This window comes from Microbacterium sp. Root553 (assembly GCF_001426995.1).
Classification (GTDB): Bacteria; Actinomycetota; Actinomycetes; order Actinomycetales; family Microbacteriaceae; genus Microbacterium.
The window spans coordinates 701,142-719,032 of the sequence record NZ_LMFY01000001.1; the positions used below are offsets into that span (position 1 = coordinate 701,142).

Consider the following 17,891-nt stretch of genomic DNA (forward strand, 5'->3'; position numbering starts at 1 on the left):
AGATGCGTCGGCCGGCGCGGGGTCGCCGACCGCCGGTGCGGGGTCAGAAACGCACCCCGCCCCCGATGCGGGGCCAGAAACGCACGCCGAATCGCCCTCCGCGGTGCAGAATCGACCCCGCAGCGGCGTCGGCCGCTCGCGTTTCCGTCTGCCGACCGCCATTCTGCTCACCTGCGCGGCGCTCGGAGTGGCCGGCGGCGTCCTGCTCGCACCCGCGAACTGGATCTCGACGGTGCTGTTCCTCGGCGTCCCCTTCGCCAGCGTCGCGCTGGCCGGGCTGTGGCTCCTGCCGTCGGTGATCGCCCTGCGTCTTCTGCGACGTCCCGCGGTGGGCCTGTTGGTGGGGCTCCTCGCCGGACTCGTCATCGTGCCGTTCTCCGGATACGGATTCAGCAGCGTGGCCACGAACCTCTGGTGGGCGGCGTTCACCGAACTCCCGTTCCTGTTCGTGCTCTGGCGCTACTGGGGAACCTGGTTGCACTACCTCGGCGCGGCGATCGTCGGCATCGTCTACCCGGTCCTCGCCTGGACGTCGTTCAACCTGGGGACGTTCGACCTCGGCCTGCAGATCACGTTCTTCGCGATCACGCTCGCGAGCTGTCTCGGGGGCACGGCACTCGGCATCCTGATCGCCGACCGGCTGCGCCGCGCGGGTGTCGGCGGGCGCCTGCCGCGCTGACCACCCCTGGCCAGCCCCTGATCGCCCGTGGCCGGGAACAGACCCGTCTCACTCGGTCAGCCGCCCGACAGACGCAGAAGGGCCCCGGATGCCGGCATCCGGGGCCCTTCTTCCGTCGATCCGCGTCAGCGCTTGCCGGCGATCTGACGACCGACGATCTCGCGCATGATCTCGTTCGTGCCGCCGTAGATGCGGTGCACGCGGGCGTCGAGAAAGGCGCGCGCGATCGGGTACTCGGTGATGTACCCGTATCCGCCGTGCAGCTGCACACCGGTGTCGAGCACCTCCCACTCGCGCTCGGTCGCCCAGAACTTCACCTTCGCCGCCTCTTCGGCCGAGAGCTCGCCCTTCGAGTACGCCAGCAGTGCACGGTCGACGTACGCCCAGAGCGCGTCGACCGTCGTCGCCATGTCTGCGATCTTGAAGCGGGTGTTCTGGAAGTCAATGATCCGCTCGCCGAACGCCTCGCGGTCCTTCGTGTACGCGACGGTCCAGTCGAGCGCGGCCTGCGCGGCCGCCGCGCCGGCGACACCGATCGACAGGCGCTCCAGCGGCAGGTTCATCATCAGCTGCACGAAGCCCTTGCCCTCGACACCCCCGATGAGGTTCTCGTCGGGGACGAAGACGTCGCTGAACGAGAGCTCGGCGGTGTCGTGCCCCTGGAAGCCCATCTTGTGGAGCTTCTTGCCGTGCTCGAACCCCTCCATCCCGTCTTCGAGCAGCACCAGGCTGAACGCATCGGGACGGTTGCCCTCACCGGTCTTCACGAACGTGACGACGAGATCGGCGGTGGCACCCGACGAGATGAAGGTCTTGGCGCCGTTGACGATGTACCCGCCGTCGGTCTTCTTCGCCGTGGTCTTGATGCCTCGCAGATCCGACCCGGCACCGGGCTCGGTCATCGCGAGTGCGCCGATCACCTCGCCGGTGGCCATACGCGGCAGCCACTTCTCCTTCTGCTCCTGCGTTCCCATGTGCACGAGGTACGGCACGGCGAGGTCGTCCTGGATGCCGAAGGCACCCGCGAGCGAGCCCGCTCCGGCGGCGATGACCTCTTCCATCACGATCGTGCGGAAGCGGTAGTCCTGCAGCATCCCCGCGCCGCCGAACTCCTCGGGCACGGACAGCCCGATCAGGCCGGCCTCGCCGGCGGCGAGCATGGTCGCGCGGTCGACCTCACCGTCGGAATCCCACTTCTCGATCGTCTCGTGCGTGACGTGGCGCTTGACGAAATCCTTGACGAGGTCGCGGAATGCCTCGTGATCCTCTTCGTAGATGTCGCGTTCCATGGCGTCCTCCTGAACGTTCGTGCGTCTTTGCTCCGGTGAGTCTATGCCGGTTCGCCGACACCACGACAGCCCATTGTGAGAATGCATCCCACAATCCGTGACACTGGGTACCGTGATTGTCGGATGCCGCAACGAGGTCGTCGAGACCGGCATCCGCAGGCGATCAGTGCAGGTAATCGGGGGCTGCGGGAAGCCCGAAGAACTCCTCGAGCGTGTGATAGCCGCCCTGGTGGTAGGCCGCGGCGAGATCCCGACCGACGTAGCGGAGGTGCCAGGGCTCCGGCTTGTATCCGGTGATCCCCGAGCCGACCTGCTCGTAGCGCACGATGAAGCCGTACTCCCAGGCGTTCGCCGCGATCCAGTCGCCCTGCGCGGTCGCACCGAACGACTCGATCGCACCGCACGACGACTCGCACGCCACGAGGTCGATCGCGAGCCCGGTCTGATGTTCGCTGTGGCCCGCCCGTGCCGACGATGCATCGGCACCGGCCTGGCCGTCGGTGCGCACATGCGAGGCATGGGTCGCGACCTGCAGGTCGTACGACCGGTAGCCGTTGTTCGCTCCGATGCGCCCCGCCCCCTCGGAGTCGGCCGCCACGGCCATCTCGCCCACCGCGGCGGCGACATCGGCGCGAGCCTGGCCCGAACGCGTCGTCATCTGCACCGGGATGTCGGCGAGAGGCGACGGCGCGAAATCCAGGGGGGTCAGCGGACGCGCCTTGTTGACCACGACCCACACGTGCGCCGGGTCGTCGAGCGAGATGCACGGGGCGTTCCCCGCGATCACGGCCGCCCGGAAGCCCTCCCCGCCACCGAACCCCGCGACGATCGCCGCGTCGTCGGCGACCGAGATCGCCTCGAGAACGCTCGGCTCGGCGCACGGGTCGGCCGCGGTGGTCGCGCCGACCTGCACGGCCGGCACCTCCTGCACCACGCTCGGCTCGGGCATCCCCGGATCGTCCGACGCGGAGGTCGCGACCGGCGCCGTGGCGATCGAGAGCAGGATGCCGATGGCGGTCACCGCGAGTCCGACCGGCAGCGCAGGCCCTCGGGCCGGGGACCGGGTCGCCGCATGCTGAGGCTGCGGCAGAAGATGCATGCCTCTATTGTCGCTTAACTCGAATCGAACATATATCGCAGCCGGGTTGACGTGACAGTCGATTTTATGTTCGACTCTCTGCATGAGGTGGCAAGGTCAGAAGGTCGGCGACGTCGACTCCGGGGCACTCCCGGGGCTCGAAGACCGGTCGAGCGTGCTGCGCACCGTGACCACGCCCGACTTCGCAGGGATGACCTTCCACGAGGTGCTGTCGAAGTCCGCGCTCAATCACGTCCCCGGCGCATCACGCATGCCGTTCGCCTGGACGATCAACCCGTACCGGGGATGCAGCCATGCCTGCGTCTATTGCCTATCCCCCGACACCTTGATCCTCTGCGCCGATGGCCGCCAGCGGCCCCTGCGTGCCCTCGAGATCGGTGACGAGATCATCGGCACCGAGCGGCAAGGCAGCTACCGCCGCTACGTTCGCACCAAGATCCGGGCGAAGTGGGCGACGCGGAAACAGGCGCATAGGGTCACGCTTGCGGATGGGACCGAACTCGTCGCGAGCGGGGATCATCGGTTCCTCACTGAGCGCGGGTGGAAGCATGTCGCAGATGCTGATTCCGGGCAGCGTCCACATCTCACGACGAACAATCGGCTCATGGGGTTCGGAATCGGATCCGCCGGGTCGTCGATCGATGCGCTCTCGTCCGGATACCGTCGCGGCTACCTCTCGGGGATGATCCGCGGCGACGGGACGATCTTCCACGGCACCTATCCGAGCGAGTCCCGAACCCGCGAGATACACAGCTTCCGCCTCGCACTGATCGATGACGAAGCCCTCGAGCGAACTCGGCTATTCCTCGACGATGAAGGCGTTCCGACCAGGACCCGCCCCTTCGCGGTCGCCACCAATACGCGCAGCGATGCGGACGCGATCCACACCGCCGCCAGGCATCATGTCGAGACCGTCGAGTCGCTCGTGCAGACGCCCGACGCTCCGGACGCCGACTGGTACGCGGGGTTCCTCGCCGGCATCTTCGACGCGGAGGGAAGTTGCTCGGGGGGCGTCCTGCGGATCTCGAACAAGGACGCAGAGATCATCGCGCTGATCGAACGCGGCTTGCGGATTTTCGCGATTCCGCATGTCGTCGAAGATCCGCGCCCCAACGGCGTTCGTTGCGTCCGTGTCGTCGGCGGCCTCCCCAGCCGCCAGCGATTCTTCGCGATCTGCTCGCCGGCTATCACTCGCAAGCTCTCCATAGAGGGAACCGCGGTGAAGAGCGTCGCCGATCTGAGGGTCATCGAGATCACGCCGATCCCGGGAGAGCAGGAACTGCTCGATATCACGACCGGCACAGGAGACTTCATCGCCAACGGGGTCGTCAGCCACAACTGCTTCGCTCGAGGGACGCACGAGTATCTCGACCTCGACGGCGGAGCCGACTTCGACTCGCAGATCGTGGTCAAGACCAACGTGGTCGAGGTTCTGCAGAAGGAGCTGCGCAAGGGCAGCTGGCAGCACGAGACCGTCGCACTCGGCACGAACACCGATCCGTACCAGCGCGCGGAGGGTCGGTACAAGCTGATGCCTGGCATCATCGAGACCCTCGCTGCATCGGGCACACCGATGTCGATCCTCACCAAGGGCACCTTGATCAGGCGCGACATCCCGCTGCTGGTGAAGGCTGCGCAGCGGGTTCCGGTCGACATCCAGATGTCCATCGCGATGTACGACGACGAGCTGCAGAAGGCGATCGAACCGGGCACACCGACGACGCAGGCGAGGCTCGACACGGTGCGGGCTCTGCGAGATGCCGGGTTCCGCGTCACGGTGTTCCTGATGCCGATCATGCCGCACATGACCGATTCGGTCGAAGCGCTCGACACCGCGCTGCGCCGCATCACGGAGGCGGGTGCGAGCCGGGTGATCTACGGCGCGCTGCATCTTCGCGCGGGCGTGAAGCCGTGGTTCATGCAGTGGCTGGGCGAGTGCCGCCCGGATCTCGTCTCGTCGTACCGCGGACTGTACCCGGGGGTCTCCGCCGAGGCACCGAAGGGCTATCGGCAGTGGCTGGCCAAACGAGTGCGCCCGCTGATCCGGATGCACGGTCTCGACGCCGAACACGAAGACGACTATCCGGTGCGCGGCATCCGCTCGTCCGCCCCGCACGGACGCCCGGCACCCGCTGTCGCGGCGCCTGCCGCGCCCGCGCAGCCGATGCTGTTCTGACGTGCGCCGATGCTCGGGGGTTCCCGGGGATTCCGGGGTTCCGGCGGACTCTCCGGGCCCTCCGGGCGTGTGCGCCGAGCATCCCGCTAGGTTGGGCTGCATGTTCCGCGGATACGTCGCCCTGCTGTTCCTCGCCGGTCTCGCCGCGACCGTCTACGGCACACTGCTGCCGCTCGGCGGCGGCTCGACGCTCGCGATGGTGGGGGCGGCCGCCCTCGGTGCCTCCTTCGTCCTGATCGGGATCGTGCTTCTCGGCGATCGAGGGAAGGCGCAGGCGCCCTCGCGCGAGGGCGCTGCCGGTCGAGCGATCGGGTGAGGTCCGGAGAGCGCGTCCAGGGCGCGTAGGCTCGGTCGTTATGGCTACCGGCTCCACGATGCACACGTTCGACGTCCAGCTGGCCGACATGGATCGTGGGGTCTACGACGACTACTCGCTGCGTGTCGCCCGGCATCCGTCAGAGACCGACGCCTACATGCTGACGCGCGTACTGGCGTACGGACTCGAATTCACCGAGGGCATCACCTTCGGCGGCGGCATCTCGCAGACCGACGAGCCGGCCGTGCTCGTGCGCGACCTCACCGGCAGCACCACCGCATGGATCGAGGTCGGAGCGCCGGATGCCGAACGCCTGCACTACGGCTCCCGGCTCGCCGAGCGCACGGTCGTGTACACGCATCGCGACCCGGCGAAGGTCATGGCGCCGTGGGCCGACAAGCGCATCCACCGTTCCGAAGACCTCCGCGTCTTCAGCTTCGACCCCGGCTTCGTCGATTCGGCCGCGCCCCTCCTCGAGCGTCGCAACACGATGACCCTCACGGTCACCGAGCAGGTGCTCTACCTCGACCTCAACGGCACGACGCTGACCACCGCGATCCACGAGCACCGACTCGGCTGACGCGGGCTCCTCCTCCCTGCGCCGGTGCCGCGCCGTGCACCGCGTCGGGAGGAGAACAGCCTGTCGGGAGGACTCGCTGCCTGAAATCCTCCTCCCGACGCGTGGATCTCCTCCCGGAGAGACGGCGCACGGCACGACGAAGGCCCCGTCCCCGCAGATGCGGAGACGGGGCCTTCGAGCGCTCAGGCCGTGAGGTCTGCCGCGGTCGGCACGCGACCGGCGATCTCCTCGATCAGGTCGTCGTTCAGGCGCGCGTTCTCGAACGGCGCCTCGATCTCGGCGCGCTCCAGCAGCTCCGTCATCCGGCGCTGACGCTGACGCGTGATCAGCGTGACCACACGTCCCGAGCGACCGGCGCGACCGGTACGGCCGGAGCGGTGCAGGTACGTCTTGTACTCGTCGGGAGCATCGGCCTGGACGACCAGGTCGATGTCGTCGACGTGGATGCCGCGGGCGGCGACGTCCGTCGCGACGAGCACGTTCACGCGGCCCGAGGTCAGACGCTCGAGGTTGCGCGTGCGCTTGGCCTGGTTCAGGTCGCCGTGCAGCGAGACGGCCGGGATGCCGGCATCGTCGAACTGCTCCGCGAGCATGTCGGCGTACGCGCGGGTACGGGCGAAGACGAGTGTCTTGCCGTCGCGGTCGACGAGCGAGGTGAGGATGTCGGCCTTGTCGCGGTGCTCGATGACGAGCACGCGGTGCTCGATGGTGCTCGAGTCCTGGTCTTCACCGGCGACCTCGTAGACGGCAGGATCGACGAGGAACTCGTCGACCAGCGCCGCGACCTCGCGGTCGAGCGTGGCCGAGAACAGCAGCTTCTGGCTGCCGTCGGCGGTGTGCCGCAGGATGCGCTGCACGGGCTCGACGAATCCGAGCTCGCACATGTGGTCGGCCTCGTCGAGCACCGCGATGCGGCAGTCGGAGAGATCGAGCTTGCCCTGGTTGATGAGGTCCTCGACGCGACCGGGCGTGCCGATGACGATGTCGACGCCCTTCTTCAGCGCGCCCACCTGACGTCCCTGGGGCACGCCACCGTAGATCTGGGTGGTGAACAGACCCACGCTGCGCGCGATCGGCTGGATCGTGCGGTCGATCTGCAGCGCGAGCTCGCGGGTCGGCGCGAGGATGATCGCGCGCGGCGACCGTCCGAACTCACGGCGCTTGCCGGCCTGCGACTGCAGGACGCGCTCGACCAGCGGTGCGCCGAAGGCGATGGTCTTGCCCGAGCCGGTACGGCCACGGGCGAGCACGTCGCGGCCCGCGAGCACGGCCGGGATGCTGGCCGCCTGGATCGGGAACGGCGTGGCCGCTCCCATGCCCACGAGGGTGTCGACGATGTTGGAGCCGAGCCCGAGATCGCCGAAGGTCACACCATCGACCTCGACGGCTGCAACCGACTTCGCCTCGAGGCGCTCGTGCACGACGTCATCGCCCTGCTCGAACTTCTTGCTCGGCGCGGCGGCGGCGGTCGCGTTCCAGTCGTTGCGGCTCGGACGCTCGTTGCGGCTCGGACGCCCGCGGGTGTCGGAGGTCAGCGGGCGCACACGGTCGGTGCGGTACGCGCCACCGGTCGACGGACGCGAACGCTCGTCGCGGCCGCCCTCGAACGACCGCTGCGTGCGGTCGCGATCGAAGGCGCGGCGGGCACGGTCGGCATCGTAGGAGCGCTCCGGGCGCTCCGCGCCGCGGCTCGGCGCACCGGAACCGCGGTCGTCACGACGCGGACGCTCGTCGCGACCGAAGCGCTGACCGCCGCGGTCGTCCCGGCCGCCGCGCTCGTCACGGTAGCTTCCGGGACCGGTCGGACGCTGGCCGCGACGGTCGTCGCGAACGGGACGGCCGCCATCGCGGTGGTCGTTGTCGCGGAAGCCCTGGCGCTGCGTGCCGGCACCGCGGTCGTCGCGACGCGGACGCTCGTCGCGCTGGCCGCCGCGCTCGTCGCGGTAGGTGCCGGGACCGGTGGGGCGCTGGCCGCCACGGTCGTCGCGACGCGGGCGGTCGTCGCGGTCGAAGCGAGGACGCTCGTCGCGTCCGCCGGCGCGGGTCGGGCGGTCGTCGAATCGACGCGCACCGGTCGAGGCGCGGTCGCTGAAGCGGGGACGCTCGGTGCGCTCGTCGCCGCGGTGATGCGGCGCCTCGCGGCGGCCGGACTCGGCGCGGTTGCGGATGCCGCGAGCCTCGTCGCGCCCCGCACGCTCCTGCGCGCTCCAGCGCTGCTTGGGGGCACCGGTCTCGGCCTCGGCCGCGCGGTATCCGCGGTGTCCGACGCTGCGGCTGCCGGGGCGACGGTCGTAGCCGCCTGCGGCGGGAGCGCTGCGGCGCTCGCCGGCATCCGCTCGTCCGCCGCGCTCGGGACGCCCGGCGTCACGGCCGCCGGCGTGGCGGTCGTGGAACGAGGTCTTGTTCGCGCCGTAGCGCGGCTCGAAGTTGGCGGCGGGGCGTCCGCCGCGGGGCTTCTTGTTCTTGGGCATGGATGTGTCCTTCTGAGTTCTCGCACGAGAACAGCGCTGCGCACACGCGCGAGCACCCTGTGCCTGATCCAAAGTGATCGAGCTCGGGGTTCCGGACTGTCAGCGGCCGGGGCCATTCATGTGATGGTTGATTTACGTCGATCGACGCTCACCATCGGCCCCTGGACTCACACTTCTTACACAAAAACGTCCGCGCCATGCGCGGGTGTCCGAAGCCGACCGCACAAGTGTAGCGGGCACGCCTGAAAGAGTGCCCAGTCCGGCTCGCGGCGAGCCATACGATGGCGAGGTGAACTCCGCTTCCCCCACCGGCATCCAGGTGCACCTCCAGCTCGGCGACGTCAGCGCCCAGATCGCTCAGGTCGGCGCGTCGCTCCGCGCCCTCCGCATCGGCGCGGTCGATCTGATCCCCCCGTATCCGCTCGACGCTCCGACACCCTCCTGTTCGGGGGTCGTGCTCGCCCCCTGGCCGAACCGGGTGCGCGACGGACGATGGGATGACCGCGGCACGGAGCGGCAGCTCGCGATCACCGAGCCGAAGTTCCGGAACGCCAGCCACGGACTGCTGCGCTTCACGTCCTACGACATCTCCGAGACCGCGTCAGCGGCGACGCTGACCGCGACGATCGTGCCGCAGACCGGGTACCCGTACCTCGTCGAGACGAGCGTGACCTATGTGCTGCGGGCCGACGGCATCGACGTCACGCACGCCCTCACGAACCGGTCGGCCACTGCGGCACCGGTCGCCCTCGGCACGCATCCCTTCTTCATGATCGGCGATGTGGACACGCAGGATCTCGTGCTGCGCGTGCCGGCGCAGACGGCGTTCGACACGGACGAGCGCATGCTGCCCACCGGATCGCGCCCTGTCGACGCGACGCTGCGCGACGGCATCCGCCTGGGCGACACGAGCCTCGACACCGGGTTCGCCGATCTCGATCGCGACCCCGACGGACTCGTGCGGCACTCGCTCACCGCGCCGGACGGTCGCCGCCTCACGGTCTGGCAGGGTGCCGGCTTCGACTTCGTACAGGCGTTCACGACCGACAAGTACCCCGGACAGCCGCTGGCGGTCGCGATCGAGCCGATGACGGCCCCCGCGGACGCGCTGAACAGCGGCGTCGGCATCCGCCACCTCGATCCCGGCGAGACCTGGACGCTCGAGTGGGGCATCACGCTCGACTGAGTCCCCGGCGCCGCGGGCACGATTCAGCACCGATACGCCGATGCCCGCCCGGGAATCGTTTCCGGGCGGGCATCGGGCTCAGCCGTGCTGAATCGCAGACGGGGCGGCGATCACTCGCCGCGCTCGCGAAGCTCCCGACGGGTCAGCTGCGGCGCATGCGGCAGACCGGCACCGGCCAGTGCCGCATCGCCGGCAGGTACAGGGCCACCGGACGGCTCGTGGTCGGCCGACGCTGAGCCGTCGTCGCCCGATCCCGACCTGCGCGCCCGGCGCCGCTCCTTCGCACCCTCGACGAGGTTGTAGAGGGTCGGCAGCACGATCAGCGTCAGCACGGTCGAGGAGATGAGTCCGCCGATCACGACGATCGCGAGCGGCTGCGAGATGAATCCGCCGTGTCCGGTGATGCCGAGCGCCATCGGGGTGAGCGCGAAGATGGTCGCGAGGGCCGTCATCAGGATCGGCCGCAGACGCTTCTCGCCACCCGCCTTGACGGCATCGATCGTCGACAGACCCTTCTCCCGGTACTGGTTCACCAGGTCGATGAGGACGATCGCGTTCGTCACCACGATGCCGATGAGCATCAGGACACCGATCAGCGAGGCGACGCCGAGCGGCACGCCCGTGACGATCTGCAGCAGGATCGCACCGGTCGCCGCGAACGGCACCGACACCAGCAGCAGCAGCGGCTGGCGCAGCGACTTGAACGTCGCCACCATCACCACGTAGACGATGAGGATAGCCGCCAGCATCGCCAGGCCCAGCTGCGAGAACGAGTCGGCCTGCTGCGAGGCGACACCGCCGACCTCGGCCGACGCACCGTCGGGCAGGTCGACCGCAGCGAGCGCCGCGGTCACCGAGGCGGTGGCGGTGGCGAGGTTGTCGGATGCCGGAGGCACGGTGATCGTCGCGGTGCGGCGTCCCTGCTCGGTGGTGATCGACGTCGGCCCGTTGCGCTCCTCGACGGAGGCGATGTCCTGCAGCTGCACGACGCCGAGGGCGGTCGGGATCGCGAGCTCACGCAGCGCCTGCGCCGTGGTGGGCGGCTCGGACGACGCCAGGTAGACGGTCAGCGCGGTGTCGTCGATCTCGATCGAGCCGAGCTGCTCGGGGCGCATCGTGTTCGACACGATCGCTCCGACGGCGACCTCGGACAGACCGCGCTGGGCGGCCGCGTCGCGGTCGACGACCACGGCGAGGTACGGCAGAGCGGCGGCGAGGTTGTCGGTGATCTGGCCGATGCCGTCACGGTCCTTCAACTCGTCGATGACGGCCGTCGTCGCGGTCTGAAGGTCGTCGGAGCCGGATGCCGAGACCGTGATCTCGATGTCGCTGGAGCCGAGTCCGGCCGATGCCGCGACCGACACCTCGCCGACGTCGGTGAGGTCCTCGATCGCGCTCTGCACCGACGCGCGCAGCTTCTCCTGGTCGGCGTCGCCGTCGGTGAGCACCGAGTAGGTCACGCCGGCGCCGCCCGAGAAGGCGTCGCGCAGCGCCGAGCCGCTCGATCCGATCGATGCCTGCACGTGGGTGACGCCCTTGATGTCCAGCAGTGCGTCCTCGACGGCGATGGCCGCCTGGGACTTGGTCTCCAGGCTCGCCGTGGGTCCGAGGTCCTGCGTGACGGTCATCGTGTTCTGACCGGAGTCGCTGAGGAAGTTGATCTTCATCAGCGGCGCCGCCGCGACGGTCGCACCGAGCACGATGACGGCGAGGATCACCGTGATGCCGGAGTGCTTGAGCGTCCACGCCAGGATCGGGCGGTAGCCGCGCTGGAGTCGGGTCGGAGGAGCATCCTGGTGCTCCGGGTCGATCTGCACGCCGTTCTCATCGAGCAGCGGTTTGCCCGGGCGGAGGAACCAGTAGGCGAGCACCGGGACGATCGTCAGCGAGACGAGCAGCGAGGCGACCATCGCGATCGACACGGTGACCGCGAACGGACGGAAGAGCTCTCCGACCACGTCGCCGACGAACACGATGGGCAGGAACACCGCGACCGTGGTGATGGTGGAGGCAGTGACCGCCATCGCGACCTCGCGCACCGCGAGGCGGATCGCGTCTCCCTTGTCGGCGTCGCCGACGTAGTGCCGTTTGATGTTCTCGATCACGACGATCGAGTCGTCGACGACGCGACCGATCGCGATCGTGAGGGCGCCGAGCGTGAGGACGTTCAGCGAGTACCCGAACGCCTGCAGTCCGATGAACGTGATGAGCACGCTCGTCGGGATCGAGATCGCCGTCACGAGGGTCGAGCGGATCGAGAAGAGGAACACCAGGATGACCAGCACGGCGAAAACGAGACCGAGGAGTCCTTCGACGGCCAGCGTCTCGATCGATTGCTGGATGAAGGGCGCCTGATCGAAGATGATCGTGAAGTCGGCATCGGGGAACGTCTTGCCGATCTCGTCCAGAGCGGCGATCACGCCCTGCGAGACATCGACCGTGTTGGCGGCGGGCAGCTTGGTGATCGAGATCGAGAGCGCGTCCTTGCCGTCGACACGAGAGATCGAGGAGACCGGGTCGGACTCCTGCACGACGGTGGCGACATCGCCGATCGACTGGTCGGAGCCGACCAGGGGAAGCGCTGCGAGCTCCTCCACCGAGGTGATCTTCGCGCCGGTCTGCACCGTGAGCGTCTGGCCGTTCTCGGTGATGTCTCCACCCGGGAACAGTGTGCCGTTCTGCTGCAGAGCCGTGCTGATCGCCTGCGTGCTCTGCCCTGCGGCGGCGAGCTTCGCGAGATCGGGGGTGATCGTGATGCGCTGTCCGACGCCGCCGATGATCTGGGCGGCGTTGACTCCGTCGACGTCCTCGAGGTCGGGGATCGCGATGTTCTGAAGTTCGGCCTGGGCGTTCTCGGCGTCGTCGAAGCCGGTGACCGCGACCTGGATCACCGGGAAGTCGTCGATCGACACCGTCAGGACCTGCGGGCTGAGGTCGTCGGGCAACTGACCCGAGATGCGGTTGATCGCCTGCTGGATCTTCTGCTCGGCTGTCGCGAGGTTCGTGCCGTACGCGAAGGTGGCCTGCACGATCGACGCATTGGTGGTGCTCGTCGCCGTGGTGGCCTCGAGCCCCGGCACGCCCTGGATCGCCGATTCGATGGGGGTCGACACGTCGTTCTCGACGACCTCGGGCGAGGCGCCGGGGTACGTCGTCTGCACCACGAGGTTCGGCAGTTCCAGCGACGGGATGAGCTCCTGCTTGAGGTTCGTCAGAGCGAGTCCGCCGAACACGGCGGCGACGATCGTGATGAGCGCGATCAGTGCGCGGTTCTTGAGACTCAGGACGGCGAGGTTCGACAAGGCGGATTCTCTCTCGATCGGATCAGGCGGATGCTGCGGCGGCGGATGCGGAGGGGGACGCCGGAGAGGGAATGAGGATCCCGGCGAGGGCGTCGCGGATGAGCTCTTCGTCGAGCGGCTCGTCGTGGATCTGTGAGTGCCACAGTACGCCGTCGATGAAGGCGGCGGCGGCCCGTGCGCGATCCGTTCCGTGGACGGGCGAGATGAAGCCGACGATCTCCTCGGACCAGCGCCTGGCGAAGGCGCGGACGCGGGGATCGTGCACGGCTGCGGTCACCACCGCGCGGTCGGCCTGCACCGCCCTCGCGTCCTCGAGGCTGCGGTGCACGAGTCGCGCGATGCCCTCGGGGCTCACACCCTCTGCGGCCACCGCTCGCCTGGTCTCGTCGATGCGCACCTCGACCTCGGCGGCGAGCGCGCCGATGGCCGCTTCGCGCAGGTCGTCGAGGGTGGCGAAGTACTGGGTGGTCGACCCCAGCGGCACACCGGCACGGGCGGCGACCTTGCGGTGCGTGAGAGCGTCGACGCCGACCTCGATGATGAGCTCGGCGGCGGCCGTGATGATCTCGAGACGGCGTGCCTCAGGGTCGCGGCGGCGGCGTGTGCCCTCGCTCATCCGGATCCCCCTGCGCTGTCATGCCTGTACGCACGTACATGTACGTTTGTACATTCTGCGCGGCGAACCTGGGCATTCGCCCGGTGCAGTGCTCTGGCGGCGCACGGAGCGAGGTCAGAGCAGCGAGCCGAGCACCAGCCCGAGGCCGGCCGCGAGCAGACCGAGCAGCAGCATCCCGACAGCGTTGACTGCGGATGCCCTGCGCTCGCCGTCGCGCCAGAGCGCCACCGTGTCGAGCATCGCGGTGCTGAAGGTCGTGTAGCCGCCGAGCAGACCGGCGCCGAGGAGGAACGCCTGATCGGGCAGCGCCGCGGTCACGACGCCCAGCGCGAACGAGCCGGTGAGGTTCACGACGAAGATGCCCCAGGGGAATCGACGACCGGCGACCTTCGCGACGCCGAGATCGACGAGGTACCTCAGCACGGCACCCACACCCCCGGCGAGCGCCGCTGCGACGAACAACAGGGGGTTCACGAGTCGACTCCTGCGCGGCGAACGGTCGAGCGAGGGCGTCCGATCCGCAGCCCGAGCACCGCCGCCGCGAGACCGAGCACGAGGCTGGCCCCGGCGTAGGCGGCGGCGAGCAGCGGGGCGTGCGCCCAGAGCGCGTCCGTGCCCGTCATGAGCGCACTGTACGTGGTGAAACCGCCGAGCACACCCGTGCCGAGGAACACTCGCAGACCCGTGGTCTGCGGCAGCCGTGCCGCGAGGATGCCGATGAGCAGCGCGCCGAGCACATTGACCAGGAGAGTGGCGACGGGCACGCCGCCCGCATCCGGCATCCAGAGTCCGACGGCGAGCCGTGCTGCCGTGCCGAGGCTGCCACCGGCGAAGACGAGCAGCAGCGAGCGAGAGGTCACGCGGCAACTCTAGCCTCGCCATGGCAAGGCGATCGGCGATTGTCAACCGGGTGCGGATCGGGAGCCCCGGCACGAAGACTGGGGCCATGAAGCCACTGTGGAAGCTCGACCGGACCCCGCCCACCGGCACACCGTTCGACCCGGGGGCGCGACACGATGTCATCATCGTCGGCGCGGGCCTGACCGGCCTGACGACCGCCGTCATGCTCGCGCGTGCCGGACTCGATGTCGCGGTGATCGAGGCGGGAGAGGTCGCCGAGCTCGCCACGGGAGGCAACACCGGCAAGCTGAACCTGCTGCAGGGCAAACGCCTCGCCGAGATCCGCGCGCACCACCCGGCCTCGCTGGTGCAGGCCTACGTCGACGGCAACCGCGAGGGCATGGACTGGCTGGTCGCGTTCGCCGATCACGCCGGGGTCTCCTACGAGCGACGCACCGATCACTCCTATGCCCAAGACGAGAGCGGAGTCGACGCGGTGCGGCAGGTGCACGCGGCGGCGCGCGAGGCGGGACTCCCGACCCGGATGCTCTCGCGGTCCGAGCTGTCGTCCACCGCGTTCCCCGTCGCGGGGGCGGTGGCGCTCGACGAGCAGGTGACGATCGATCCGGCCCTGGTGACCGACGCCCTCGCTGCGGAGTTCCTCGCCGCGGGCGGAACCCTGCACACCGGCGTCCGCGTCACCGCGACCCACGCTCTGCCCGAACCGCGCGTGGAGACTCCGGTCGGCCCCCTGTTCGCCGAGCACATCGTGATCGCCACCGGGTCTCCGATCCTCGACCGCGGTCTGTACTTCGCCAAGATGCGCGCGTTCCGGTCGTATTGCGTCTCGTTCCGCGTGCCGGGCGACGTGCCCGAGAGCACCTTCATCTCGGTCGACGACCCCACCCGCTCGATCCGTCCGGTGTCCTCTGCGGACGGACCAGGCGGCGACGCGCGACTCGTCGTCGGCGGCAACGGACACCCCGTCGGACGCTCCGACGGCGAGGCGGCGGCCGTCGACGATCTCGTGTCCTGGGCGCGCACGTACTTCCCGGAGGCCGAGGAGACCCACCGCTGGTCGGCCCAGGACTACGAGTCGCACAACCAGATCCCCTTCGTCGGCGCGATGCCGCGCGGGCTCGGCCGCATCCGCTTCGCGACCGGATACGCGAAGTGGGGCCTGTCGAACGCCCCCGCCGCCGCGCTGCGACTCACCGCCGAGATCCTGGGGGCGAGCTGGCACGATCGTCCCGGTTGGATGGTGAAGATCGGCACGAGGCTCACGGTTCCCGCGGATCTCGCGCGCGGCGCGGTCGAGGGAGCCAAGGTCGCCGCGGCCGCGACGACCGGGTGGATCGACGCCGAGTCCCGTCCCGTTCCCGTGCCGAGGCCCGCCGACGGCGAAGGAGTCGTCGCGCAGCGCAGCGGGCGCCCTGTCGCGATCTCGACGGTCGACGGAGTGACCCGCGCGGTCTCGGCCGTGTGTCCGCACCTCGGCGGCGTGCTCGCCTGGAACGACGCCGAATGCACGTGGGACTGCCCGCTGCACGCCTCGCGCTTCGCCCCCGACGGCACCCGCATCGAGGGGCCTGCGCTTCAGGACCTCACGGTGCTCCCGCGCACGAGCGGCGGGTGACGCTCAGTCCCGGGGCGGGGCACCGGCCCCGGGAGGCGGCGAGTCCCACCCCTGCTGGGGCTCGTCGCAGTTCTCACGGAACACGTACTGCGAGACGAGCTTGCGCTGGTGGCTCGACCAGTCGATCGCCGGCCGGCGCTGCTCCGGGGGCAGATAGCCGAGCCGGTAGACGGCCATGAGCTCCAGGTCGTCGGGCACGCGCAGCAGCGCGTTGATCTCGTCCCAGCGCCCCGGCACCTCCATCGGGAACGAGATGAACTGGATGCCCATGCCCAGTTCGACCGTGGTGAGCCAGACGTTCTCCATCGCCGCACCCATGCTGAACACCGAGTAGAACGACGACAGCTGGCCTGGACGATACTCGCTGCGATCGAGCATCACTCCGAGCAGCAACGGGGATCCGCCGACCAGCTTGTGGTTCTCCTCCCCCAGCGTCTTGGGCACGCCGAACGTGTTCATCAGCTTCTGGCCGCGCTTGGTGAAGACCTGGCTCGTGAAGGGCCGCAGCGCCGCGGGGAGCTTGTCGAACAGCATCCCGCTGCGTTTCTCCTCCATCTCGGCCTGGCTGAAGCGGAAGTACGGCTTGTACCGCTCGAAGAACGTGCCGTTCGACATCGCCTCGGTCATGCTCTCGCCGGAGATGCGGGCGATCTTGTCGATCGTGTCGCGGTTCTCGATGACCACGAAGCGCCACGGCTGGCTGTTCAGCTGCGAGGGCGCCCGCCCCGCCGCCTCGAGCAGGATTCGCTGATGCTCCTCCGACACCGGGTCGGGGAGGAACGGCCCGTTCGTGGTCTTGCGGCGGCGGATGGCGTCGAGCAGTTCCATGCGGTCACTTCCGGTCGGTGGTGAGGTGCGCGCACACGAGGCCCGCGACGATGAAGGGGGCCGCGGCGAGCGCGACGAGCGGATGCCGCCTGCGGTGCGTGCCCAGGTACGGGATGGCCGCGAGCGGCACCGCCGCCGGCGCGAGGGCCAGGGCGGCGCGTCGGCTCGCGGGCCTCGGCCGCCCCCAGACGAGCGCCGAGAACGCGGCGGCGGAGGCCACGCAGGTCGCGATGTAGATCGCGTGATGCAGCCAGCGGAAGCCACTCGTGTCGATCAGCTTGGCGGCGACGGCCGACCCGAGCGCGACGTTCGCGGCATAGGCTCCCGCAGCCACCGCGAACAGGGGGGCGGCATCGGTGCGTCTGCGGCGGGGGGCCATGGCACGACCCTACGCCCCGCCGCGGCATCCGATCTCGGTCTTGCCACGGCGGGGCGGATCCCTGCGGGGGCACAGGCTGCTCTCCGCGTGGTGCTCGTGAGGCGAGGAGTTGACGCAGCGTCGACGTCGATCGTTCTCCCCATCGCGCAAACGTATGTCAGCATTCTGCACTCATATGACTATGTTTACGTTTCAGAGGCAGCACAGCCTCTCGCTGTAACGAATTTATGGAGGTGGTGTACATGTCCCTACTGGCGGCAATCGAACCGACGATGATGCGTCGGCGTGCGCAGGACGCGATCGACGATGCGATCCTGCGGATGGATGCGTGGTGGCTGGTGCTGATGGCGGCGATCCTCGTCTTCGGGGTCGCGTTCCTGGCGGCCCTGGCGCTGTGGTGCTTCTTCTCCGCCGGGGGTCGCAGATTCAGCGGCAACTGGAAGTGGGGCAAGACCGGCGTCTCCGTGTGGATCGAATGCGTCTAGACCCACGTC

At 69.2% G+C, this 17,891-nt stretch carries 16 protein-coding genes; 7 read left to right on the top strand and 9 right to left on the bottom strand.

The genetic code is table 11. The features are described from left to right. Positions 1-103 precede the first annotated feature (103 nt). Positions 104-679 carry an ECF transporter S component gene (locus ASD43_RS03095; protein ID WP_056413430.1) on the top strand — a complete coding sequence of 192 codons (576 nt, stop codon included), beginning with the start codon at positions 104-106 and terminating at the stop codon, positions 677-679. Positions 680-804: 125 nt separating this feature from the next. Here the strand turns inward: ASD43_RS03095 and ASD43_RS03100 are convergent, their stop codons facing one another. Beyond that, positions 805-1,968, bottom strand: a complete 1,164-nt coding sequence (locus ASD43_RS03100; protein WP_056413433.1) for an acyl-CoA dehydrogenase family protein — start codon at positions 1,966-1,968, stop codon at positions 805-807. Between the two features lie 163 nt (positions 1,969-2,131). After that, positions 2,132-3,067 carry a M15 family metallopeptidase gene (locus ASD43_RS03105; RefSeq protein ID WP_056413436.1) on the bottom strand — a complete coding sequence of 312 codons (936 nt, stop codon included), beginning with the start codon at positions 3,065-3,067 and terminating at the stop codon, positions 2,132-2,134. An 82-nt stretch (positions 3,068-3,149) separates the two neighbouring features. Here ASD43_RS03105 and ASD43_RS17140 point away from each other — a divergent pair, with 82 nt between their 5' ends. From ASD43_RS17140 to ASD43_RS03120, 3 genes are all read left to right on the top strand, one after another. Then, the gene (locus ASD43_RS17140) at positions 3,150-5,243 is read left to right on the top strand and encodes an intein-containing Rv2578c family radical SAM protein (RefSeq protein ID WP_056413439.1); all 2,094 of its coding nucleotides are present in this window, start codon (positions 3,150-3,152) and stop codon (positions 5,241-5,243) included. A gap of 100 nt (positions 5,244-5,343) precedes the next feature. After that, entirely contained in the window at positions 5,344-5,559 is a 216-nt protein-coding gene (locus tag ASD43_RS03115; protein ID WP_056413442.1) for a hypothetical protein, read from the top strand. A gap of 40 nt (positions 5,560-5,599) precedes the next feature. Next, positions 5,600-6,139, top strand: coding sequence for a YaeQ family protein (locus tag ASD43_RS03120; protein ID WP_056413445.1), 540 nt, complete (start codon positions 5,600-5,602; stop codon positions 6,137-6,139). A gap of 182 nt (positions 6,140-6,321) precedes the next feature. Here the strand turns inward: ASD43_RS03120 and ASD43_RS03125 are convergent, their stop codons facing one another. After that, a complete protein-coding gene (locus ASD43_RS03125; protein ID WP_056413448.1) occupies positions 6,322-8,610 on the bottom strand; it encodes a DEAD/DEAH box helicase in 2,289 nt (762 codons plus the stop codon). A gap of 289 nt (positions 8,611-8,899) precedes the next feature. Between ASD43_RS03125 and ASD43_RS03130 the strand changes: the two genes are divergently transcribed. Next, positions 8,900-9,796, top strand: a complete 897-nt coding sequence (locus ASD43_RS03130) for an aldose 1-epimerase family protein (protein ID WP_056413451.1) — start codon at positions 8,900-8,902, stop codon at positions 9,794-9,796. A 110-nt stretch (positions 9,797-9,906) separates the two neighbouring features. Here ASD43_RS03130 and ASD43_RS03135 read toward each other — a convergent pair whose 3' ends face one another. The 4 genes from ASD43_RS03135 to ASD43_RS03150 all read right to left on the bottom strand — a co-directional run bounded on the left by ASD43_RS03135 (position 9,907) and on the right by ASD43_RS03150 (position 14,574). Further along, positions 9,907-13,098 (bottom strand): efflux RND transporter permease subunit, encoded by a 3,192-nt coding sequence (locus ASD43_RS03135; RefSeq protein WP_056413454.1) that lies wholly within the window; start codon positions 13,096-13,098, stop codon positions 9,907-9,909. 22 nt (positions 13,099-13,120) lie between these two features. Continuing rightward, entirely contained in the window at positions 13,121-13,714 is a 594-nt protein-coding gene (locus ASD43_RS03140; protein WP_056413458.1) for a TetR/AcrR family transcriptional regulator, read from the bottom strand. Positions 13,715-13,828: 114 nt separating this feature from the next. Further along, complete coding sequence (locus ASD43_RS03145; RefSeq protein WP_056413461.1) at positions 13,829-14,188, bottom strand: fluoride efflux transporter FluC; 360 nt, start codon at positions 14,186-14,188, stop codon at positions 13,829-13,831. Further along, on the bottom strand, positions 14,185-14,574 hold the full coding sequence (locus tag ASD43_RS03150) for a fluoride efflux transporter FluC (protein ID WP_056413464.1): 390 nt from the start codon (positions 14,572-14,574) through the stop codon (positions 14,185-14,187). The genes ASD43_RS03145 and ASD43_RS03150 overlap by 4 nt, the downstream gene beginning before the upstream one ends. 86 nt (positions 14,575-14,660) lie before the next feature. On the opposite strand from ASD43_RS03150, the gene ASD43_RS03155 reads away from it, so the two are divergent. After that, complete coding sequence (locus ASD43_RS03155; protein WP_056413466.1) at positions 14,661-16,190, top strand: FAD-dependent oxidoreductase; 1,530 nt, start codon at positions 14,661-14,663, stop codon at positions 16,188-16,190. A gap of 3 nt (positions 16,191-16,193) precedes the next feature. On the opposite strand, the gene ASD43_RS03160 is transcribed toward ASD43_RS03155, so the two are convergent. Next, a complete protein-coding gene (locus tag ASD43_RS03160) occupies positions 16,194-17,018 on the bottom strand; it encodes a nitroreductase family protein (protein ID WP_045252746.1) in 825 nt (274 codons plus the stop codon). A 4-nt stretch (positions 17,019-17,022) separates the two neighbouring features. Continuing rightward, positions 17,023-17,397 carry a hypothetical protein gene (locus ASD43_RS03165; protein ID WP_056413470.1) on the bottom strand — a complete coding sequence of 125 codons (375 nt, stop codon included), beginning with the start codon at positions 17,395-17,397 and terminating at the stop codon, positions 17,023-17,025. Positions 17,398-17,639: 242 nt separating this feature from the next. Between ASD43_RS03165 and ASD43_RS03170 the strand changes: the two genes are divergently transcribed. Beyond that, entirely contained in the window at positions 17,640-17,882 is a 243-nt protein-coding gene (locus ASD43_RS03170) for a hypothetical protein (protein WP_149424024.1), read from the top strand. The last annotated feature ends 9 nt before the right edge of the window (positions 17,883-17,891 follow it).